This window comes from Morganella sp. GD04133 (assembly GCF_029835375.1).
GTDB lineage: Bacteria > Pseudomonadota > Gammaproteobacteria > Enterobacterales > Enterobacteriaceae > Morganella > Morganella morganii_B.
Map to the genome: position 1 here is coordinate 15,032 of NZ_JAODZS010000042.1, position 18,945 is coordinate 33,976.

Consider the following 18,945-nt stretch of genomic DNA (forward strand, 5'->3'; position numbering starts at 1 on the left):
TAAACAAAGATTCAGGTATCGCTGATTGTTTCTGAAATGAAGGTCGCTAAGATAGGCATTCCACTTAAGGAAAAGCGGCAGTGCGGGTAAATTTACCGGAGGAGACGGCGGAATGTCGTATCGCGCATTTTTTCAGCCTGTAAAAACCCTGACACCGGCGCAGCGTCAGGAGATGGCCTCACTCTATTTTATGTATTACACCGGCAGTGACGGCGCACAGTTTTTATCCGATCTCGATCATAAACAGGAAGTCCTGTTTATGATGTCAGGGGATGAGATGGCCGGGTTCAGTACCCTGCAGTTTTACCCGTTCCGCGGACACCGGATTGTCTATTCCGGCGATACGATTGTGCATCCCGCCCACTGGAAGCAGCAGACGCTGCACGGTGCCTGGCTGCGGCGTATTGCGCTTTTGCGCAGTGAATACCCCGGCGAACGGGTGTTCTGGTTTTTGCTGGTGAAGGGCGTGCGCACTTACCGGTACATGAGCACGCTTGCACAGACCTTTTATCCGCACTGGAACGGCAATGTCAAAGAGCCGGAACTGGCACGGCTGGTGGCGGAACTGGCAAAAGATAAATTCGGCTCACTCTATAACCCGGCGCGCGGTGTGGTGGAATGCCCGTCAGCATTTGGCTATCTGAACCGCACAATGGCAACGGTTACTGACGCGCAGCGCAGTAAGCCGGACGTTGCCTTTTTCCTGCATAAAAACCCGCATTATGTCTGCGGTCATGAACTGGTCTGCTTGTGTGAGATTTCGCCTGATAATGTGGCAAAACGTTATCAGTCACTGTTTGAAGAGCCTGATGTTGAGTTCTGCTATGGATAATGCCTGGCAGCATTTCCGTGCCGGAATGCCGTCTGTTTCATCGCAGGGCACGCTGCGTGAGAGGCAGTTCCGCTGGTTAACCGCCTGTCTGGCGGCGAATGCGACGTGTGAATACGGGCGGCAGTATCATTTTTCCGCTGTAAAATCCGTGACGGATTATCAGCAGAACGTCCCTCTGACAACCTATTCTGAGTTAAGCCCCTTTATTACCCGGATGACGACCGGGGAAAAAAACCTGCTGTGCAGTGCGCCGGTCCCGGCATTTGAGCTGACCGGCGGCAGTTACAGCGGCGGCAAACTGCTGCCTTATACTGCTGCCGGGTTAACTGATTTTCGTCTCGCCGTTACCGGCTGGTTGCGGGATGTGACCCGCCGTTTTGATCTGACTACCGGCCATGTTTACTGGGCGCTCAGCCCGGCAGTGACACGAACGACAAAAACGCCCTGTGGTATCCCGGTCGGCGGCGGTGATGCGCTTTATCTGGGGACTGATAATCTGGCGGCGTTCAGTGAATTATCGGCTGTGCCGCTGACACTGGCACAGGTTGAGAATGCGGCAGACTGGCAGTTACTGACCCTGATTTATCTGTTGCAGTGCCCGGATTTACGTCTGATATCCGTCTGGAGCCCGGTATTTTTATTTCCGCTGCTCACGGCTCTTGATACCCGGCAGGCTGAGATTTCCGCACTGCTGCGCGACGGCGGGGAGATGGCTGGGCATTCTCTGAAGGCTGACCCGGCGGCGCTGGTGCGTTACCGGCGTTATCTGCAGGAGCAAAATACTGCACTGTTATGGCCGCAGCTGGCGCTGATCAGCTGCTGGGATCAGGCGGCGTCCGCTTCACCGGCACAGGCACTGATGATGCGCTTTCCCGGCGTGACACTTCAGGGTAAAGGGCTGCTTTCCACCGAGGCGGTGATCACGGTTCCGTCTGACGACGGTGACCCGCAGCTGAGTGCAGACAGTAATTTTTATGAATTCCGCCGGGATAGCGGGCAGATATGTTTAGCGGATGAATTACTGCCCGGTGAAACATACAGTGTGATTGTCACCACAAACAGCGGGCTGTACCGCTATCAGACCGATGATCGGGTGTTGTGTACCGGCCACACGCCGGAAGGGCTGCCGCAGTTGCGTTTTTGCGGGCGTGACGGAATATGCAGTGATTTGGTCGGGGAAAAACTGACTGAGCCGTTCGTTTGTGCCTGTTTACCGCCATCGCAGGATTTTGCCGTACTGGCAGCGGATGAGCAGGGTTATGTACTGCTGCTCAGCGATACCTGCACTGAGACACAGGCACAGGCATATTGTGAGGACACTGAACGCTATCTGTGTACCAATCCGCAGTATCACTACGCCCGTCGTATCGGACAACTGAAACCGCTGACATTCTTCCGCCTGCATCAACCGGCGGAGCACTATTTTCACCGGCAGCTGCAACGGGGAAAACGGCTGGGAGAAATTAAAATCCCGGCCTTGCTGACCTCGCCTGACTGGCGTGCCATGTTTGAGATCAGGGAGTTTCTGTGATGACACAGACTGTTTATACGCCGCAACGGCCGCTGGATCTGGTGCTGCTTTCGCCGAAAGGGCCGCTGTACCGCAAACGGGGCGGAATTTTCAAACGTTCGCTGCGTTATCAGCCGCTGACGCTGACCACCCTTTCTGCACTGGTGCCGAAATCCCTGCCGGTTAATATCCGTCTGATCGATGAAAGTATTGAGGAACTGCCGGAGGATTTCACCGCTGACCTGGTGGCAATGACGGTGATCACCGGGAACGCGCCGCGTGCTTATGAACTGGCGGCGCAGATGCGGGCGAAAAATATTCCCGTTGTGCTTGGCGGGCCGCATGTCACACTGTTGCCGCAGGAGGCACTGCAGCACGCTGATACGGTCTGCACCGGCTATTCCGAGCAGAGCTGGCCACAGCTTATCCGCGATTTTATGGCGGGTAATATGCAGCGCGAATACCGCCAGGGGGCTGATTTTACCCTTGATATCCCGGATTTGCCGTTTCCGGAACGTGAGCGGTTTGATGCAAAACACTTTCTTACCCAGGGCGTTTTTGAGGCAACCCGTTCCTGTGCGCACAACTGTGAGTTTTGTGTCGCGCCGAGTGCCTGGGGGCGCAAGCAATTTCAGCATCCGGTGGCGTGGGTGGTTGAGGATATCCGCCGTTATGTGGCGCGTACCGGCAAACGAAAAGTGATTTTTGTCGATCTGAACCTGGTGTCAGATATCGGTTATGCCAAACGACTGTTTACCGCGCTGATCCCGCTGAATATTCAGTGGTTCGGTTTATCCACCGTGCTGATAGCCCACAATCACGAATTGATGGAGCTGATGGCCCGCAGCGGTTGTAAAGGGTTGCTGCTGGGGCTGGAAACGGTCAGTGACGGCAGCCTGAAAGATGCCGGGAAGAAGTTTAACGGCTCGGTGGATTATAAAGAACTGATTGGTGACCTGCACCGGCTGGGGATTGCGATTCAGGGCTGTTTTGTGTTTGGTCTGGATCACGATACGACTGATGTGTTTGACCGCACGGTGGATCTGGCCATCGACGCCGGCATTGATTTGCCGCGTTTCTCCGTGCTGACACCGTTCCCGGGGACGCCGTTGTTTAAGCGCCTTGAGGAAGAACAGCGTATTTTAACCACGGACTGGTCACTGTATGACGCGCAGCATGTGGTGTTCCGTCCGGCGCTGATGAGTGCGCGTGAGCTGGAGCTGGGGCACGAACGCGCCTGGAAAAAAGTGTACCGTTACCGCAGTATTGCGAAACGGCTGTGGCAGGCGCGTAATTTTAAACCGCTGGCGCTGACGGCAAACCTGGGTTACCGCTTCTATGCGCATCACCTGCATCAGTATTATACCTGTGACTGGCCGGTTGAGCACCGTCCGGCGAAGTCGGGCAGCCACTGATGCGCCTGACCTTTATTCATCCTGCGATCGGCCACCGGCGCGGCGAAACCTATCTGCGATCGTGGCAGATGGAGCCGCTGCCGGTCGCGGCACTGAAAGGGCTGACACCGGCGGATATTGATACGCGGTTTTATGACGATCGGCTTGAGCTGATCCCGTTTGATGAACCGGCAGATTTGATCTCAATTTCAGTCGAAACTTACACCGCAAAGCGCGCCTATCAGATAGCCAGTGAATACAGAAAGCGCGGTGTGCCGGTACTGATGGGCGGATTCCATGCCACGCTGATGCCGGAGGAAGTAAAACGCTTTGCGGACGTCATTATCACCGGAGAGGCGGAATCTGTCTGGGAAACCATGATTGATGATTTACGCCACGGCACACTGCAGCGGGAATATCACGGAACACAAACCGATCTGCGCAGTATCCGTGTTGACCGCAGCCTGTTTGCGGGGAAACGTTATCTGCCGATAGGGCTGGTGGAAACCGGGCGCGGCTGCCGTTTTCACTGTGAGTTCTGCGCAGTACAGTCGTTCTATCAGCAGCGTTACCGGCGGCGCGATCCGGATCATGTACTGCGGGAGCTGGCGGGTCTCAAAGGCACAAAAAATCTGTTTTTCTTTGTGGATGATAATTTCGCAGGCAGTCTGCGGGAAAGCCGTGAGTTTCTGCCTGCACTGGCGAACGCCGGGATCCGCTGGGTGACCCAGATGAGTATTGATGCCGCGCATGATGAGGAATTTGTCCGCGCATTGTCACAGGCAGGCTGCCGGGGGGTGCTGATTGGCTTTGAATCCCTGAATGAAGCCAATCTGCGGCAGATGAAAAAAGGCTTTAACATCATGAAGGGCGGCTACAGTCAGGCACTGGCAAATCTGCGCCGCCATCATATTGCCGTATACGGCACATTTGTGTTCGGCTATGACCACGATACGCCGGACTCATTCGGCGAGGCGGTGGCTTATGCCCGCGAACAGAGCATGTATATTGCGGCATTTAACCATATGACGCCGTTTCCGGGAACGCCGCTTTATGCGCGGCTGGCGCAGGAAAATCGTCTGCGCTTTGAGCACTGGTGGCTCGATGATAACTACCGCTACAACGAACTGCCGTTCAGTCCGGCACAGCTATCGCCGGAGGCAGTAACGCAGGGGTGCCTCTCAGCAAGGAAGGCATTTTACAGTTCACGTTCAATTCTTCAGCGCAGCTGGCGTAACCGGGGCGATTTCTTTATGTTTCGCAACTATTTCCCGATTAACTGGCTGCATCACCGTGAAATCAGCTGCCGTAACGGCTATCCGCTCGGTGATGAGAATTGGCAGGGTAAATTAGCAGAGGTTAAATGATAGAGGTTATTGACGCGACAACGGAGCATATCGCGGACTTACTCAGGCTCCTTGAAGAGAATGCCATGCAGGGTGACTGGGAGCTGGTGATGACCCGGCGGCCCGGTTATTTTTCCCCGAAAGACGATTTCGGTGAGATCTATCCGGCACTGGCAAGGGACGGTGATACTCTGGTCGGTATGTGCCAGCTGAGTATACAGACCGGCCGGGTTAACGGCGAAGAAGCGCAAATGGGCTATCTCGGCAGTCTGCGTATTGTCCCGAAATACCGTAATCATCTGAAAGTGTTACAGGCCGGATTTTCTTATCTGCGTCAGCTGCCGACACCGGATCACTGTTACACCAGCATTGCAGAAAATAATGTACTGGCCCGGCGCCTGCTGGAGCGGGGAGTGGAAGGGCTGCCGCTCTACCGGCCGCTGAGCAGCATGAGCACACTGGCGATCAGCAAAAGCAGAGGTAAAAACCGCGGATTGTGGAAAGTGGTGCCGCCGGAAGATTACACGGATGTGATCCGCTTCTTTGCTGAAGAATCCGTGTCCCGTCAGCTGGCACCGGCACTGAACCTGAAAGCGATGCAGCAGACCGGCATCACGGTGCTCGGCAGTTATCAGAACGGGCAGCTGGTGGCCTGCGGCATGCTCTGGGATCAGCGGTCATTCAAACAGGTGATTGTGGCCGGTTACTCCGGCAAAATGAAGATGCTGCGCCCGCTTTATAACGCCTTTGCCGGGATGACCCGGCGACCGCAGATGCCGGCGGCGGGAGAGGTGGTTCCGCAGAGTTTCCTGTCATTCCTGGCCTGTACTGACGATACCAAACTGCCGGATTTGATTGAGGAAGCGTTACTGCATTGCACTACGCCGATTATGACTGTCGGGCTGCCGTCCGGGCATATTTGCACCAATGATGTGATTAAACGCACCGGGGCATCGGTTTACCGTACCCGGATTTACGGCGTCGATCTGACCGCCGCGCCGCAGTGGGACGGCCGCATTGTCTGGCCGGAGATAGCGTTGCTGTGAATATCGTGCTTATCTACCCGAACATGGGGGATTACCGCACGAAAGATGCCATGACGCCACTGGCGATCGGCATTCTGGCTGCGCTGTCGCCGGGGCACCGGGTGACATTTTATGATGACCGGCTGGATAACATTCCGGAATTACTGCCGGATGCGGATCTGATTGCCATTTCGGTGGAAACGTTCACTGCGCGGCGCAGTTATCAGCTGGCTGACCGGTTCCGCAACCAGGGTAAAACCGTGGTGATGGGCGGCTGTCATGTCACCTTTATGCCGGATGAAGCACTGCAGCATGCAGACAGCGTGTTGCTCGGTGATGCGGAAGGGGCGTGGGAACAGATGCTGGCGGATTGTGAACAGAATGCGCTGAAGCCCCGTTACCGGGGAGCGCATGACCGCCCGCTTGCCGGTTACCGTATTGACCGGACTGTCTTTGCGGGCAAACGCTACGCGCCGGTGTCGCTGGTGCAGTTTTCGCGCGGTTGCCGGTTTGCCTGTGATTTTTGCTCTATCCACGCATTTTACCCGGAAGGTGTGCGTACCCGGCCGGTGGATGAGGTGCGGAATGAAATTTTATCTCTGCCTGCAAAGCGGTTTCTGATTTTTGTGGATGACAATCTCTTTGCCGGTAAACGGGCGCTGAATGAACTGCTGGCCATGCTCACACCGCTGAAACGCCGCTGGGGATGTCAGATAAGTATCGATATCGCCCGTAATGAGGAGATGCTGGATAAACTGGCCGCAGCCGGTTGCTGTTTTGTGCTGATCGGGTTTGAAAGCCTGAATGAAACCACGCTGAAGCGGATGGGAAAATCCCGCAGTCATGCGGCAGCGGATTATGCTGCGGTGCTGGCGGCGCTCTACCGGCGTGGCATCTGTGTTTACGGTACTTTTATTTTCGGCTATGACGAAGATACGCCGGAGACACTCCGCAGCACACTGGCGTTTGCGGAGAATAACAAACTGGCGATTGCCAATTTCAATCTGCTGATCCCGACCCCCGGTACGGCGCTGTACGCCCGGCTCGAGGCAGAAGGGCGGCTGATTTATCCGGCCTGGTGGCTCGATCCGGATTTCCGTTACGGCGAACCGGCTTTTCGCCCGGGCGGGATGAGTATTGCGGAGCTGGCTGCCGGGTGTTTTTATGCCCGCACCCGTTTTTACCGTTATACATCCATTATCCGGCGCCTGTGCCGTTCCGGCAGCCGGGGCCGCTGGCGCACGTTGCTGGTCGCCTGGCTTTATAATATCGCCTCGCACCGCGATATCGCCCGCAAGCAGGGAATACACCCGGGAGAAAAAGGGTGAAACTGATACTGATTAAACCGAATATCGGACGTCAGGAGCACAGCCTGTATGTGGATGAGGGGCGGATGGAGCCACTGATGCTCGGTGTGCTCGCCGGTCTGACGCCGCCGGATGTGGACGTGGTGCTGTATGACGACAGGATGGAAGCGATTCCTTATGATGAACCGGCGGATCTGGTCGCGATCACGGTGGAGACCTTTACCGCCCGCCGCGCTTATGAGATTGCGTCGGAATACCGGGCCCGTGATGTGCGGGTGGTGATGGGGGGTATCCACGCCACACTGTTACCGGAGGAAGTCGCGCAGCATTGCGACAGCCTTTTTACCGGTGACGCGGAAACCCGCTGGACAGAGATGATCCGCGATGCGGAGAAAGGCCGCCTGAAGCCGCGCTATGCTGCCCCCGCAGGGGTTGGTCAGGTCGATCATAACCGGTGCGGTTGTCTGCCGCGCCGGGATATCTTCCGGGGGAAAGGGTATCTGCCGATCAGCCTGATGCAGTTTACCCGCGGCTGTCGTTTTGCCTGCCGCTTCTGTGCGGTCAGCCGTTATTTCGGGCGGCAGCACTATATCCGCCGGATCGATGAAGTGGTGCGGGAGATTGAAACACAGAAATCGAAGTTTATCTTTTTTGTTGATGACAATATTGCGTCTGACCACCGCGAGCTGAGTGAACTGTGCAGTGCGCTGATCCCGCTGAATGTTCACTGGATAAGCCAGGCAAGCCTGGATATGACCCGCAACCGCCGTCTGATGTCGCTATTACAGCAGAGCGGCTGCTGGGGTAATGTGATGGGATTTGAATCCATCAACCCGGACAGTCTGCGTGATGCGCGAAAATCGCCGAACATGCGGATATTTTCACAGTACCGCGAGGAAATTTCGGCATTACGGGATTTCGGGTTACAGACCTGGGCGGCGTTTACCCTGGGATACGATCATGATACCGCCGCGACCGTGGAAGATACCGTTGAATTTGCCCTGAAAAACCGTTTTGCTTTCGCCGCCTATAACATTCTGATGCCGTACCCGAACACACCGCTGTATCAGCAGCTGGCGCAGGAAAACCGCCTGCTGTTTGACGGGAAATGGTGGCTGCATCCGGAATACCGTTTTAATCAGGCGGCCTTTCAGCCCGCAAACATGAGCCCCGAAACCCTGACGGAACTGTGCCATGCCGCGCGCAGCCGTTTTAACAGTGTGCCGTCGATTATCCGCCGTTTTTCTGATTTGCGTCTGACGCTGCAATCGGTATCGCGCATGGCAACATTCTGGCGTTATACCCTGTTATTCCGCAAAGAGGTGCATAAAAAACACCGGATGCGTTTTGGTTTAAAATAAGGGGGGATGAATGAATACTGAGCAGGATCCCTTTTCCCGCCGGGTGATCAGCTATCTGTTGTGGTGTATTCCGGTCAGTGTGGTGTTTTTCACGGTTTACCCGCTGATGAATGCGTATACTGCCGGGCGCGAAAGCCTCTATGCCCTGTGGCTTCCGGCTGAACTTCATATCCCGTTTGTGCCCGGCTTTATCTGGGTGTACTGCTCGTTTTACCTGATTATTCTGATGCCGGTTTTGTTTCTGCCGCGCCGGGAGCACCGGCAGCTGGCACTTACCTTTATGGTGATGACATTACTGGGCGGCGTGATCTTTTTTCTGTTTCCGGCGCAGCTCGGTTTTGTCCGCCGGGTGCCGGAATCTCCGTTGTATCAGACGATGTACACGACACTGTTTGCACTGGATCACCCGCATAATCTGGTGCCGTCCCTGCATGTGGCCTGGTCGTGTGCAGCGGTGCTGGCCATTGTCCGCCATACCGGACGCGGGCTGACGCTGTTGTTTCTGTTGTGGCTGGTACTGATTGTGCTGTCTGTGCTGCTGGTTCATCAGCACCATGTGGCGGATGTGGTCACCGGCCTGCTGTTGGCGGTAACGGTTTCATATATGATGAGGAAATAGTGATGAAAAGGATAATTATCAGTGCGTTAATGATATTCAGTTTTTCGGTTTACGCGCAGCCGGGTGAAGAGGATGGTGCTATCCACGATGAACTCCGGCAGGTGATCGGCACCGTGGAAAATGCTATCAACAGCGGTGATTATGACAAAATGCTGCCGGTGATGAGTGAGAATCTGCGTGCCACACCCATCACTCAGGAGTTTATCTCCGGCAAAGCAGCAATAAAACCGTATTTTGAATCCTGGTTCGGGCCGGACAAATTCCTGAAAAAACTGAATATCAGTTTTAACGCCGATGTGGTGACAGAGTTATCCCCGGATAAAACCTGGGGTATCGCCTACGGTAAAGGGATGGAAAAATATCAGCTCAGTGACGGGCGTACCTACGATTTTCCGACCCGCTGGACAGCAACGGTTGCGCTTGAGGACGGTGCATGGAAAATCCGCACCATTCATATCGGCACCGATTTCACGGATAACCCGCTGCTGAATGAAACCCGTTATGCTTTACAGGGCATGATGTACGGGGCGGGTGGTCTGGTGATTGGTCTGCTGGCCGGTATTGCGCTGTTCCGCCGGAGAAGTGCGGTAAAACCGGTGGCAGAAGCCGGAAAGAAATCATAATGTTATGTGAGTCGTCGGGTAACGGGCAGGTGAACGAAAAGCATGCGCGTCATGGATGACGCGCCTGAGCGTACAGGGATGTATTTACAGCGACTTTTCGTTTTGCCCGTTATCAGACGTTGCACGGACTGACAGAAATCATCGTCCCTTTTATTTTTCCGGCGGAAACAGAAAATCCAGATCCGCCGCCGCTCCCATTTGCGGTGCAGGGCGCACACCATAGCGCCACATGGTGAAATAAACACGCCAGAAGGTCGGGCGCGGCTGGTCATCCACCAGTGACGGCAGTTCATACCACGGTGCCTGCGGGTGCTGGTGGTGTGCGAGGTGGCAGTGATAATTCAGTGCCAGCCAGCGGGAGACCGGCAGAACTTTCAGGTTCCACGCGCCGTTCATCACATCGCGGCGGCTCCAGGCGTGATCTGCATATTGCAGAGCCGACCAGTGCAGCGCAAAAGCCCACAGACAGAGCAGATAACCCGCCGCACTTAAATCCAGCACCCAAAACAGCAGTGCCTGCCAGAGAAATGCACCGAGCAGTTCACACCAGATGGTCAGCGGCGGCAGTTTTGCCAGTTCCGGTACCTGTGACCCGAAGCCCAGCGCCGGGGCGATTTTGGTGACAAACACCCGTGAACGGTATACGCCCGGCGCAATAAACCAGAGAAGATTGCCGAACAGTACGCAAAAATAGTACAACCCGAGCAGATTACCGCCGTACATCCAGATATTACGCAGCCAGCGCGGTTGGTTTGGCAGGTAATAATCATACAGCTCTTTATCCGTCCGGTTATTTTTATGGTGATTCAGGTGTGCGCGGCGTTGCAGGGTAAAGGAAGTCGGAAATGCCCATGCGGCAATAATCCCGATGGCGCGGTTATCGGTGGCAGAACGTGCGGCCACGCCGTGTACCGCTTCATGCAGAATAGCAAACGGCATGTTGTTGATCAGCATAAAACCCATCAGGGCAGGCAGCGCATAATACCAGGCGAGATGGCTCACTCCCCATAAACAGGCCGCTGCGGCAGTCATCGAAAAAATCAGCAGAATACTGTTGAGTAAAAGACGCATCAGTCTGTTTTCCTTGTGTTATTCGTCACTATTGCCGGGTTGAACAACCCGGTTTTTTCGTGGCGTAACCGGCGGGCATACAACCGGAAGCCGAGATTGGCCGCCAGGCGGATAAAGCGGCTGCCCGGGCGGTGCAATACCCGGCGCAGAATCGCTGTCAGACGGTATGTTTCCCGCCAGGCCTCGTGCAGTAAGGATTGCAGGGTTTCCGGTGACATATTTTGCGGCTGAAAAACCACATGTTCGTTGTCATACAGGCTCAGGTCCTGTGTGATTAAGCGGCCGTTTTCCGCCATCCGCTGCCACAGGCGTGTGCCCGGCAGCGGGGTGAGAACAGAAAAACGCACCAGATCCAGCCCGAGAGAGGGGATCTGCCGTATCGTATCGCGGATGCTCTCCGGGGTGTCTTCATCAAACCCGAGCACAAAACAGCCGAGTGCGGCAATCCGGTTATCGCGCAGCCGCCGGAGCTGACGGCGGTATTCGCTGACCTGATTACAATTCTTGCCGGTGGCCGTCATGGTCTGCTGACTGAGGTTTTCCAGCCCGATAAGCAGCCCTTCACAGCCGCTGTCACACAGAGCCCGGAAAACTTCGTCGTCATCGGTCACATTGAGAGTCGCCAGTCCCGACCAGCGGATTTTCAGCGGGATCAGTGCCCGGAACAGTTCCAGACTGTATCGCCGGTCAGCGTACAGATTAGGGTCGAGGAATATCCAGCGCTGTCTGCCGCTCTGTTTTATCTCGTCAATCACCTCCGTCACCGGACGTGCCGTGCCTTTGCGTCCCCACTGATGCTGTACAGAGCAAAATTCACAGGCGAGCGGACAGCCACGGTCAGCAATAATAGTGGCGATATTCATATAGGCGCGGGGCGGCAGCAGATCACGGCGCGGCACCGGCATCGGCAGAAAGCCGCGCTCAGGGCGGTGCTGATAACGCGGCTGCGGCTGTCCGTCAGCCATATCCTGCAAAAATTGCGGCCAGATAAATTCACCGGCACCAATGAGGACGGTATCAGCATGCTGCGCGGCGTCATCAGGCTGCAGTGTGACGTGCGCACCGCCCATTGCGGTTCTTGCCCCGCGTTCGCGCCAGTAACGGCAAAGCGCATAGGCGCGGGGGGAGGAGGAGGCGGTGGCGGTGATCACCACCAGATCAAAATCGCCGGCGGTGACCGGCGGGGAAACGCCTTCATCACAGAGGGTCAGCTCTGCATTCAGATGCGGGGGAACCAGGGCGGCGAGGGTGATAAGGGTCAGCGGGGCGTAACTGATCGCCACGGAAAACGCGCTTTTCCGGTAGCGGTAAGTCCTGTCAAACGGCAAAATCAGTAATATTCTCACCGGTGCTTCCTGCTCCGCATATGACATAAGGCCTTTTACAATGGCACAGTACGCCGGGGGACGCACTGTGCCGGATCAAAGATCAGGCCGCAACCACTTCAAGTACAGAGATATAGCACTCTGTCGGGATGAGGCGGTTTATTTTCAGTCCTGCTTCAGCCAGCAGTGCCTCAAATTCCGGTATTGTCCGTTCACCGCCGCCGGGCAGGATCGCCATACAGAGAATACCCATACCGTAATGCGCCGCCGGGTTGGTTTCCGGATGCACAACAGATTCGATGATCAGCAGTTTGCTGTCCGGTTTCATGGCGTTGCGGCAGTTTTTCAGTACGGCGAGGGCGTTGGTATCATCCTGGTTAAAAATAACTTTTTTCAGCAGATACATATCCGCCTGCGGCACGGATTTAAAGAAATCACCGCCGTCGAGCGACCAGCGGGAATCGTCACCCAGCTGAGACAGGTATTTGTCCGACACCACATGCGGGCTGTCAAACAGGGTGGCGGTCAGTGTCGGGTCACTGCGCAAAATCCGCAGCAGCAGTGAGCCTTCGCCGCCGCCGATATCGGCAATATGGCACGATGACGGGAAGTCATAAGCGCGGGTGATAAAATAGTTTTCCATTTCTGACAGGGCAGACATCCCGGACGGAAAATTATAGCTGTCATCACGATTGGGTTTGGTGGCCTGATATTCATAGAAGGTTTTTCCGAACCGTTTTTTGAAGTTCAGTTCACCGCGAACGGATTCATTCAGCTGGCCGATGGTTGACCAGTAAGTATTGTCTGTCAGTGTCAGAACCGCATCCCGCTGTGAGCAGGGGTGGTCGCTGCGGAGAAATTCCGCATCCGGAGAGAGCCGGTAACCATCATCATCCGTGCCGGTGAAAATACCGTTCAGTGCCAGCATCCGCAGAATGCGGCGCAGATTATCCGGATCTGAGCCGGTACTCTCTGCCAGTGTGGTGACAGAGAGCGGGCCGCCAGCCAGATGGTCGGCAATATTCAGCTCTGCCGCAACCCGCAAACAGCCGGGCAGTGCCAGCCCGAGGGTGGCGTTCAGGATACGGATGACGGATTGCTCTTCTGCGGAACTCATCAAATCCGGTTCAGTATAAGACATAGAGGTAACTCCTTTCAGACATGAAATAACAGGGCTGGTCAGAGTGCCTGCTGCGGTATACGGCACTCCGTATGTTAAATAAAATTAAACAATATAAGGAGGGTAGCCCGGAATCAGGAAATTACCGTATCGAAATCTGAAGTATTACTAATTAATGATAAGTGAATCAAGAATTCAGTGGTGAATAAGCCTGTTTCGGATCAAAGATCAGGCCGCAACAACTTCTAGGATAGAAACATAGCAACCTGTCGGGATCAGTTTATTGATTTTCAGTCCGGTTTTTGCCAGCAATATTTCAAACTCAGGAATGGTTCGTTCACCTGCTTCAGGGAAAGCAGCCAGGCAAAGGATATCCATCGCATAACGGGAATCTGTTTTTTCAACCGGGTAGATAACCGGTTCAATAATAAGAAGTTTACTGTCTCCGCGCATAGATTTCCGGCAGTTTTTCAGTATGACAAGTGCTCGTTCATCCCGCCAGTCCTGCATGATGTTTTTCAGTATATAAATATCAGCTTCCGGCAGGGTACCGAACAGGTCACCAGAGACTGCCTGCCAGCGTGAATTATCGTTCAGTTCACCCAAACGGTTCTGCTGCAGTACATGTTCCCGATCAAGCAGGATACCGTGAAGTGACGGGTTTATCCGCAGGATACGCAGCAGTAATCCGCCCAGCCCTCCGGCGATATCTATCACACGGCTATTTTCCGGGAACTTATAGGTATTCACAACAAAATGGTTTTCAATTTCAGACAATGCGGACATTCCGGACGGGAAGTTGTAATCGCGTCGTGTATTTTTTTCCCAGTACTCATAGAATGATTCACCATAATAACTCTCAAAAGGCGGATTGCCCTGAATGGCATCTGTAACCTGACCAACCGGTTTCCATAATGTTTCATCCGTCAGCATAAGAATAGTGTGGCGTTGGGAGTAAAGATGATCTGATTTGAGAAATTTTGCTTCAGCATTTATGGCGTAATGATGATCATCAACAGCACTGAAAATACCATTAGCAACCAGCATCCGTAATACTTTATGCAGTAATGCAGAATGTGTTTTTGTCTGTTCAGACAGCCAATCAACAGAACGGGGCCCTTCTGAAAGAAGGTCAGCAAGATGCAGTTGTACGGCAGTGCGCAAACATCCGGGCAGAGTAAAACTCATTGCGAGATCCATTATACGGAGTAGTGTTATCTCTTCATCATGTGTCATTGATATATTTTTTGACATAAAAAAACCTCATTAATTAAATTAAACTAAATAATAAGGTGAAGAATAGCGTAGTGGCAGAAAATGACCGCATCAGAATCTGAAGTATTATTAATTAATGATAAGTGAATCAAGAATTCAGTGGTGAATAAGCCTGTTTCGGCTGATTTTCAGGCCGCGCATCATACATAACCAGGCGCAGGCAGAAACACCAATCAGCAGCAGCCACAGGGTATTTGGCGGGAAATAGGTCAGCACACCGCCGGTCAGCAGCGGGTTAAAGGCACCACCGAGCCAGCCGAGGGATTGGGCGGAAAAGTAGCTGGATTTCATGCCGTCCGGCGCAATGTTGTCGATCAGCATATATTCACCCGGTGCATAAATCAGTTCACCGAGAGTAAAGACAAATGCGGCAATTCCCCAGAACACAAGGTTACTGCCTGACATCATAAATCCGGCCAGCCCGGCCATAAAAAAGAGTGTGCCGAGTGTCATCAGCTTTTGCAGATTATCGGTACTGATCCGGCGGCCGACCATATATTGCAGTGAAACCACCACGGCGGCATTAACCGGCAGTACCACGCCAATCACCTTTTCCGCCAGTGTGGTATCTGCCACCGTCAGGACATACTGGGAAATACAGGCGGAAAACGAACCGAACACCAGTGATCCGAGAAAAGCGGATAATGTAAACCAGAGCAGAGCTTTATCATGCAGCATGACAGAAGGCCGCCAGGCGGTACTGTTGCTGCCGGAAGCGGAAGGCGGCACGCTGCGGACAAAACGCTGAATAAAGAATATCGGGAATGAGGCAGTACAGGCCGCCAGCCAGAATGGCAGATCCGCACTGTACATCAGCAGCCCGGTACCGATCGGCGGCCCGACGGTCCAGCCCATATTGACGAAGGTGTAGTTCAGGGAAAAGACTTTGGTTTTGCGCGCCGGTGGCAGCGTATCAGCAAAATAGGCTTTCAGTACCGTAGCAAAGACCGAGTAGGCGCAGTTAATCAGTGAAAAGAAGACAACAACCAGCGCGATATGGTGAGTCAGCGGAATGGCAATGAACCCGGCGATATAAACCACAATTGCCATCAGCATATAGCGTTTTTTATCAAATTTATCAGCAATAATGCCGAAGCCGAGACTGAACAGCACACCGGTTGTCAGTGCGACGGTCAGTGCCATCCCGACCTGATCCACCGCCATATCATACTGACGGCTGAGATAAATCGCCATAAACGGGATGGTGGCACCCCGTCCGATAGTAATTAAGAATGAGGAAGCGAGCAGTGCAATGGTGGAGCGGGTGGCGGCTTGCATGGTGACATTCTCAGTATTTTTATTTTAATATTCACGTGATCAATATCATGCAAATCATGCGCTGTACAGCGCCTTCCGATCACGGCAGTACGGCGTGAACGTCGGTTTCCTTCACCTGACTGAAACCCTGTCACAGGAAATTATACAGCGGAAAGGATTAATCCTAATTAATAATACGACAGTTTGTTGTCAGTTATTATTTGATCTCTGTAACAGCCGTGTTTTTATATTGTCAGACAACATAGCTAACATTGTCATTGGCAGCCGACAACGGTTATCTCTGCATTTATTTAAAACAAAAATAAAAAGCCGGTTTTTATAGCATTAATATCAGGCGTTGTTATTTTTATAAGGGTATGTCAATGAATAATTCTGATGAAATATCCGGGCAATACTGCAGCTTTAAGTCCCCTCTCAATGAGGGTGAATTTTTTGCCATACAGGCCGGATTCGTCATGCCGGAAGGTGTGAAGCCAGTGATTGATGGCTCTGCCGGATTGTGCATCGGTTACCTGTATGGTATGGGTGATATCTACCATGTATATGATATTAATGGGTATTCTCAGGGTTTATGCACACTTGCGCCGGAATCAGCATTATCTGAACCACTGGATTTACTGCTGGTCAGCGGTATAGTGGCTGAACCGGACGGACGAATATCGTTGCTGATGCGTTATGGTACAATCCGGTCTGTCAGCAGCGGCAGTACATTACGGGATATGCCGGTTATACAGGCACTGAAAAGCAAAATTATTCAGCACAATACAAAAAGAATCAGATATTCGCCACTGGCGATCCGTGCCATGGCAGAGCGTCATCGTTATGTGCCGGCTTATATTCTGGACAGGGCAGTTAAAAAGGGCCGGCGGGTTAAATTAACCCCGGCGGTCTGCGGAGGAGATTTATTAACCTGTTTGCTAAAAATAAGAAAATACAGTCATAACGGGCAGTATCAGGATATAACGCTGAGTGTTATTGTTGATGGCGACAGGAAAATAATAAAAGAATTTAACTATTAATTTTAGCGTAAGTTATCTGCGGTGATGCAAATAAAGCATCACCCTTATTTTTTCAGATTATTTAATATAGGAATCCAGCACCTTCAGGACAATATCCAGATCACCCTGACGTTTTTCCTCATCTTCCTCATGAACCACATGTTCAATCAGATGGCCTTTAATCACTTCCCGCATCAGTCCGTTAACCGCACCCCGGATAGCGGCAATTTGTTGCAGCACGGCTGAACACTCATGCGGTTCATCAAGCATTTTTTTCAGTGAGTTGACCTGCCCCTGAATTTTACTGGCGCGGTTCTGAAGTTTCTGTCTGTCCCTGATGGTATGTGACATGGCAACCCCGTGAAATAAGGTGAAAAGAAAGTGACGGCAAAATAGTAGCATCTTCGTGATACAAAGAGGTAGTGTAATTATACTGGGGGGGAGTATACTGAGGTCATGCTTTCTTCATTCTGAAAACAGGAACCACACACCATGACTGATTTTGCCTCGTTATTGCAGCAGGGAAACGCCTGGCTCTTTATCCCGGGGGCGATAGCACTGGGGGCACTGCACGGTCTGGAGCCGGGCCACTCAAAAACCATGATGGCAGCCTTTATTATTGCAGTGAAAGGGACGGTCAGACAGGCGGTGATGCTGGGACTGGCAGCAACGTTATCGCATACCCTGATTGTCTGGCTGATTGCCCTCGGCGGGATGTACATCAGTGCCCGGTTTACGCCGGAGGCTGTGGAGCCATGGTTACAGATGGTGTCGGCGGTGATTATTCTGACAACCGCATTCTGGATGTTTATGCGGACATATCGCGGCGAAAAAAACTGGCTGACAGAAATGCAGCAGGAAAGCCATACACACGGTGATCATCATCATGAGCATGATCATCATCACAGCCATGATCATGACCAGGACCCTCATCACCATCATGCAGAGCATCACCATGACCACCATGATGACGAATATCAGGATGCACATGCCAGAGCGCATGCCCATGAAATCAAAACCCGGTTTACCGGCGGTAAAGCCACCAACAGCCAGGTTTTGCTGTTTGGCCTGACCGGCGGATTAATTCCGTGTCCGGCGGCGATTACCGTTCTGCTGATTTGTCTGCAACTGAAAGCTTTTACCCTCGGGGCAACCATGGTGCTCAGTTTTAGTATCGGACTGGCACTGACACTGGTTACTGTTGGTGTGGTGACGGCAGTGGGGCTGCGTCAGGTCAGCCGCCGCTGGCAGGGTCTCGGCGATATCGCCAAAAAAGCACCGTATTTTTCGGCGGCACTGATAGGGCTGGTCGGGCTTTATATGGGGATCCACGGCTATATGGGGCTGGCAGACTGATGCCTTTGGCGGGTGTGGTATTTTAAGGTAAATCAAAAAGAGCTTGCCGGATAACAAAATATATGGCTTAATAGCGGCATTGGTTTGGAAGTACAGACCTATTTATGTCAGTCCGATTTTAAGTTGTTCTCCGTCAAGCGTTATCCAAGATACCACTTCATAGTGAATTCCTTCTGATAGTTCCCATAAGTAAAAACGTAATCAAACCGCCTATATGCCTTATGGCAACAAAATCAATTTAAAGGAAATTCATATGTCCGCGACAATTACCGGTACTGTAAAATGGTTTAACGATGATAAAGGTTTTGGCTTTATCACGCCTGCTGACGGCAGCAAAGACGTGTTCGTTCACTTCTCTGCAATCCAGAGCGACAGCTTCAAATCTCTGGCAGAAGGCCAGCAGGTTTCTTTCACCATCGAAAATGGTATGAAAGGCCCGGCTGCAGCTAACGTGGTTGCTCTGTAATCACCGCTGTCAGTAACAGATTTTGAAAACCTCACTCCG

Annotated in this window: 18 protein-coding genes; 12 read left to right on the forward strand and 6 right to left on the reverse strand. The window is 53.0% G+C overall.

Annotation, left to right across the window (positions count from 1 at the left end; genetic code table 11):
• Positions 1–112: 112 nt before the first annotated feature.
• Genes N7387_RS18040 through N7387_RS18080 form a run of 9 tightly spaced genes read left to right on the forward strand, consistent with a single transcriptional unit; the run spans position 113 to position 10,017 of the window.
• Entirely contained in the window at positions 113–832 is a 720-nt protein-coding gene (locus N7387_RS18040) for a hypothetical protein (RefSeq protein WP_279800556.1), read from the forward strand.
• Entirely contained in the window at positions 810–2,363 is a 1,554-nt protein-coding gene (locus N7387_RS18045) for a GH3 auxin-responsive promoter family protein (protein ID WP_279800558.1), read from the forward strand. The genes N7387_RS18040 and N7387_RS18045 overlap by 23 nt, the downstream gene beginning before the upstream one ends.
• The gene (locus N7387_RS18050; RefSeq protein ID WP_262859750.1) at positions 2,363–3,757 is read left to right on the forward strand and encodes a radical SAM protein; all 1,395 of its coding nucleotides are present in this window, start codon (positions 2,363–2,365) and stop codon (positions 3,755–3,757) included. The genes N7387_RS18045 and N7387_RS18050 overlap by 1 nt, the downstream gene beginning before the upstream one ends.
• Positions 3,757–5,103 (forward strand): radical SAM protein, encoded by a 1,347-nt coding sequence (locus tag N7387_RS18055; protein WP_279800561.1) that lies wholly within the window; start codon positions 3,757–3,759, stop codon positions 5,101–5,103. The genes N7387_RS18050 and N7387_RS18055 overlap by 1 nt, the downstream gene beginning before the upstream one ends.
• Positions 5,100–6,128 (forward strand): GNAT family N-acetyltransferase, encoded by a 1,029-nt coding sequence (locus N7387_RS18060; RefSeq protein WP_262859752.1) that lies wholly within the window; start codon positions 5,100–5,102, stop codon positions 6,126–6,128. The genes N7387_RS18055 and N7387_RS18060 overlap by 4 nt, the downstream gene beginning before the upstream one ends.
• Positions 6,125–7,435: a radical SAM protein gene (locus N7387_RS18065; protein WP_279800563.1), complete on the forward strand. Its 1,311-nt coding sequence runs from the start codon at positions 6,125–6,127 to the stop codon at positions 7,433–7,435. Before N7387_RS18060 ends, N7387_RS18065 begins: the two co-directional genes overlap by 4 nt.
• Positions 7,432–8,775, forward strand: a complete 1,344-nt coding sequence (locus N7387_RS18070; protein WP_279800564.1) for a radical SAM protein — start codon at positions 7,432–7,434, stop codon at positions 8,773–8,775. The genes N7387_RS18065 and N7387_RS18070 overlap by 4 nt, the downstream gene beginning before the upstream one ends.
• Before the next feature lie 10 nt (positions 8,776–8,785).
• On the forward strand, positions 8,786–9,394 hold the full coding sequence (locus tag N7387_RS18075; protein WP_279800565.1) for a phosphatase PAP2 family protein: 609 nt from the start codon (positions 8,786–8,788) through the stop codon (positions 9,392–9,394).
• 2 nt (positions 9,395–9,396) lie between these two features.
• Positions 9,397–10,017, forward strand: coding sequence for a nuclear transport factor 2 family protein (locus tag N7387_RS18080; RefSeq protein WP_279800567.1), 621 nt, complete (start codon positions 9,397–9,399; stop codon positions 10,015–10,017).
• Between the two features lie 150 nt (positions 10,018–10,167).
• Here N7387_RS18080 and N7387_RS18085 read toward each other — a convergent pair whose 3' ends face one another.
• From N7387_RS18085 to ydeE, 5 genes are all read right to left on the reverse strand, one after another.
• Positions 10,168–11,088 carry a fatty acid desaturase gene (locus N7387_RS18085; protein WP_279800568.1) on the reverse strand — a complete coding sequence of 307 codons (921 nt, stop codon included), beginning with the start codon at positions 11,086–11,088 and terminating at the stop codon, positions 10,168–10,170.
• A complete protein-coding gene (locus N7387_RS18090; protein ID WP_279800569.1) occupies positions 11,088–12,434 on the reverse strand; it encodes a radical SAM protein in 1,347 nt (448 codons plus the stop codon). Before N7387_RS18090 ends, N7387_RS18085 begins: the two co-directional genes overlap by 1 nt.
• 82 nt (positions 12,435–12,516) lie before the next feature.
• Positions 12,517–13,554, reverse strand: coding sequence for a methyltransferase (locus N7387_RS18095; RefSeq protein WP_279800570.1), 1,038 nt, complete (start codon positions 13,552–13,554; stop codon positions 12,517–12,519).
• A 207-nt stretch (positions 13,555–13,761) separates the two neighbouring features.
• The gene (locus N7387_RS18100) at positions 13,762–14,787 is read right to left on the reverse strand and encodes a methyltransferase (protein ID WP_279800571.1); all 1,026 of its coding nucleotides are present in this window, start codon (positions 14,785–14,787) and stop codon (positions 13,762–13,764) included.
• Between the two features lie 117 nt (positions 14,788–14,904).
• Entirely contained in the window at positions 14,905–16,086 is a 1,182-nt protein-coding gene (ydeE, locus tag N7387_RS18105; RefSeq protein WP_279800573.1) for an efflux MFS transporter YdeE, read from the reverse strand.
• Positions 16,087–16,448: 362 nt separating this feature from the next.
• Between ydeE and N7387_RS18110 the strand changes: the two genes are divergently transcribed.
• The gene (locus N7387_RS18110) at positions 16,449–17,105 is read left to right on the forward strand and encodes a hypothetical protein (RefSeq protein WP_279800574.1); all 657 of its coding nucleotides are present in this window, start codon (positions 16,449–16,451) and stop codon (positions 17,103–17,105) included.
• A 57-nt stretch (positions 17,106–17,162) separates the two neighbouring features.
• Here the strand turns inward: N7387_RS18110 and rcnR are convergent, their stop codons facing one another.
• Positions 17,163–17,435 carry a Ni(II)/Co(II)-binding transcriptional repressor RcnR gene (gene rcnR, locus N7387_RS18115; protein WP_004238006.1) on the reverse strand — a complete coding sequence of 91 codons (273 nt, stop codon included), beginning with the start codon at positions 17,433–17,435 and terminating at the stop codon, positions 17,163–17,165.
• A gap of 141 nt (positions 17,436–17,576) precedes the next feature.
• On the opposite strand from rcnR, the gene N7387_RS18120 reads away from it, so the two are divergent.
• Together N7387_RS18120 and N7387_RS18125 are read left to right on the forward strand one after the other, a co-directional pair.
• Complete coding sequence (locus tag N7387_RS18120) at positions 17,577–18,440, forward strand: nickel/cobalt efflux transporter (RefSeq protein WP_279800575.1); 864 nt, start codon at positions 17,577–17,579, stop codon at positions 18,438–18,440.
• Positions 18,441–18,693: 253 nt separating this feature from the next.
• Positions 18,694–18,906 carry a cold-shock protein gene (locus N7387_RS18125; RefSeq protein ID WP_004240684.1) on the forward strand — a complete coding sequence of 71 codons (213 nt, stop codon included), beginning with the start codon at positions 18,694–18,696 and terminating at the stop codon, positions 18,904–18,906.
• The last annotated feature ends 39 nt before the right edge of the window (positions 18,907–18,945 follow it).

Excerpts from the sequence above, each read along its gene's own strand:
- N7387_RS18040 (WP_279800556.1), top strand. The coding sequence starts at position 113 with ATGTCGTATCGCGCATTTTTTCAGCCTGTAAAAACCCTGACACCGGCG.
- N7387_RS18045 (WP_279800558.1), top strand. The coding sequence starts at position 810 with ATGTTGAGTTCTGCTATGGATAATGCCTGGCAGCATTTCCGTGCCGGA.
- N7387_RS18050 (WP_262859750.1), top strand. The coding sequence starts at position 2,363 with ATGACACAGACTGTTTATACGCCGCAACGGCCGCTGGATCTGGTGCTG.
- N7387_RS18055 (WP_279800561.1), top strand. The coding sequence starts at position 3,757 with ATGCGCCTGACCTTTATTCATCCTGCGATCGGCCACCGGCGCGGCGAA.
- N7387_RS18060 (WP_262859752.1), top strand. The coding sequence starts at position 5,100 with ATGATAGAGGTTATTGACGCGACAACGGAGCATATCGCGGACTTACTC.
- N7387_RS18075 (WP_279800565.1), top strand. The coding sequence starts at position 8,786 with ATGAATACTGAGCAGGATCCCTTTTCCCGCCGGGTGATCAGCTATCTG.
- N7387_RS18080 (WP_279800567.1), top strand. The coding sequence starts at position 9,397 with ATGAAAAGGATAATTATCAGTGCGTTAATGATATTCAGTTTTTCGGTT.
- N7387_RS18085 (WP_279800568.1), bottom strand. The coding sequence starts at position 11,088 with ATGCGTCTTTTACTCAACAGTATTCTGCTGATTTTTTCGATGACTGCC.
- N7387_RS18095 (WP_279800570.1), bottom strand. The coding sequence starts at position 13,554 with ATGTCTTATACTGAACCGGATTTGATGAGTTCCGCAGAAGAGCAATCC.
- N7387_RS18100 (WP_279800571.1), bottom strand. The coding sequence starts at position 14,787 with ATGTCAAAAAATATATCAATGACACATGATGAAGAGATAACACTACTC.
- ydeE (WP_279800573.1), bottom strand. The coding sequence starts at position 16,086 with ATGCAAGCCGCCACCCGCTCCACCATTGCACTGCTCGCTTCCTCATTC.
- N7387_RS18110 (WP_279800574.1), top strand. The coding sequence starts at position 16,449 with ATGAATAATTCTGATGAAATATCCGGGCAATACTGCAGCTTTAAGTCC.
- rcnR (WP_004238006.1), bottom strand. The coding sequence starts at position 17,435 with ATGTCACATACCATCAGGGACAGACAGAAACTTCAGAACCGCGCCAGT.
- N7387_RS18120 (WP_279800575.1), top strand. The coding sequence starts at position 17,577 with ATGACTGATTTTGCCTCGTTATTGCAGCAGGGAAACGCCTGGCTCTTT.
- N7387_RS18125 (WP_004240684.1), top strand. The coding sequence starts at position 18,694 with ATGTCCGCGACAATTACCGGTACTGTAAAATGGTTTAACGATGATAAA.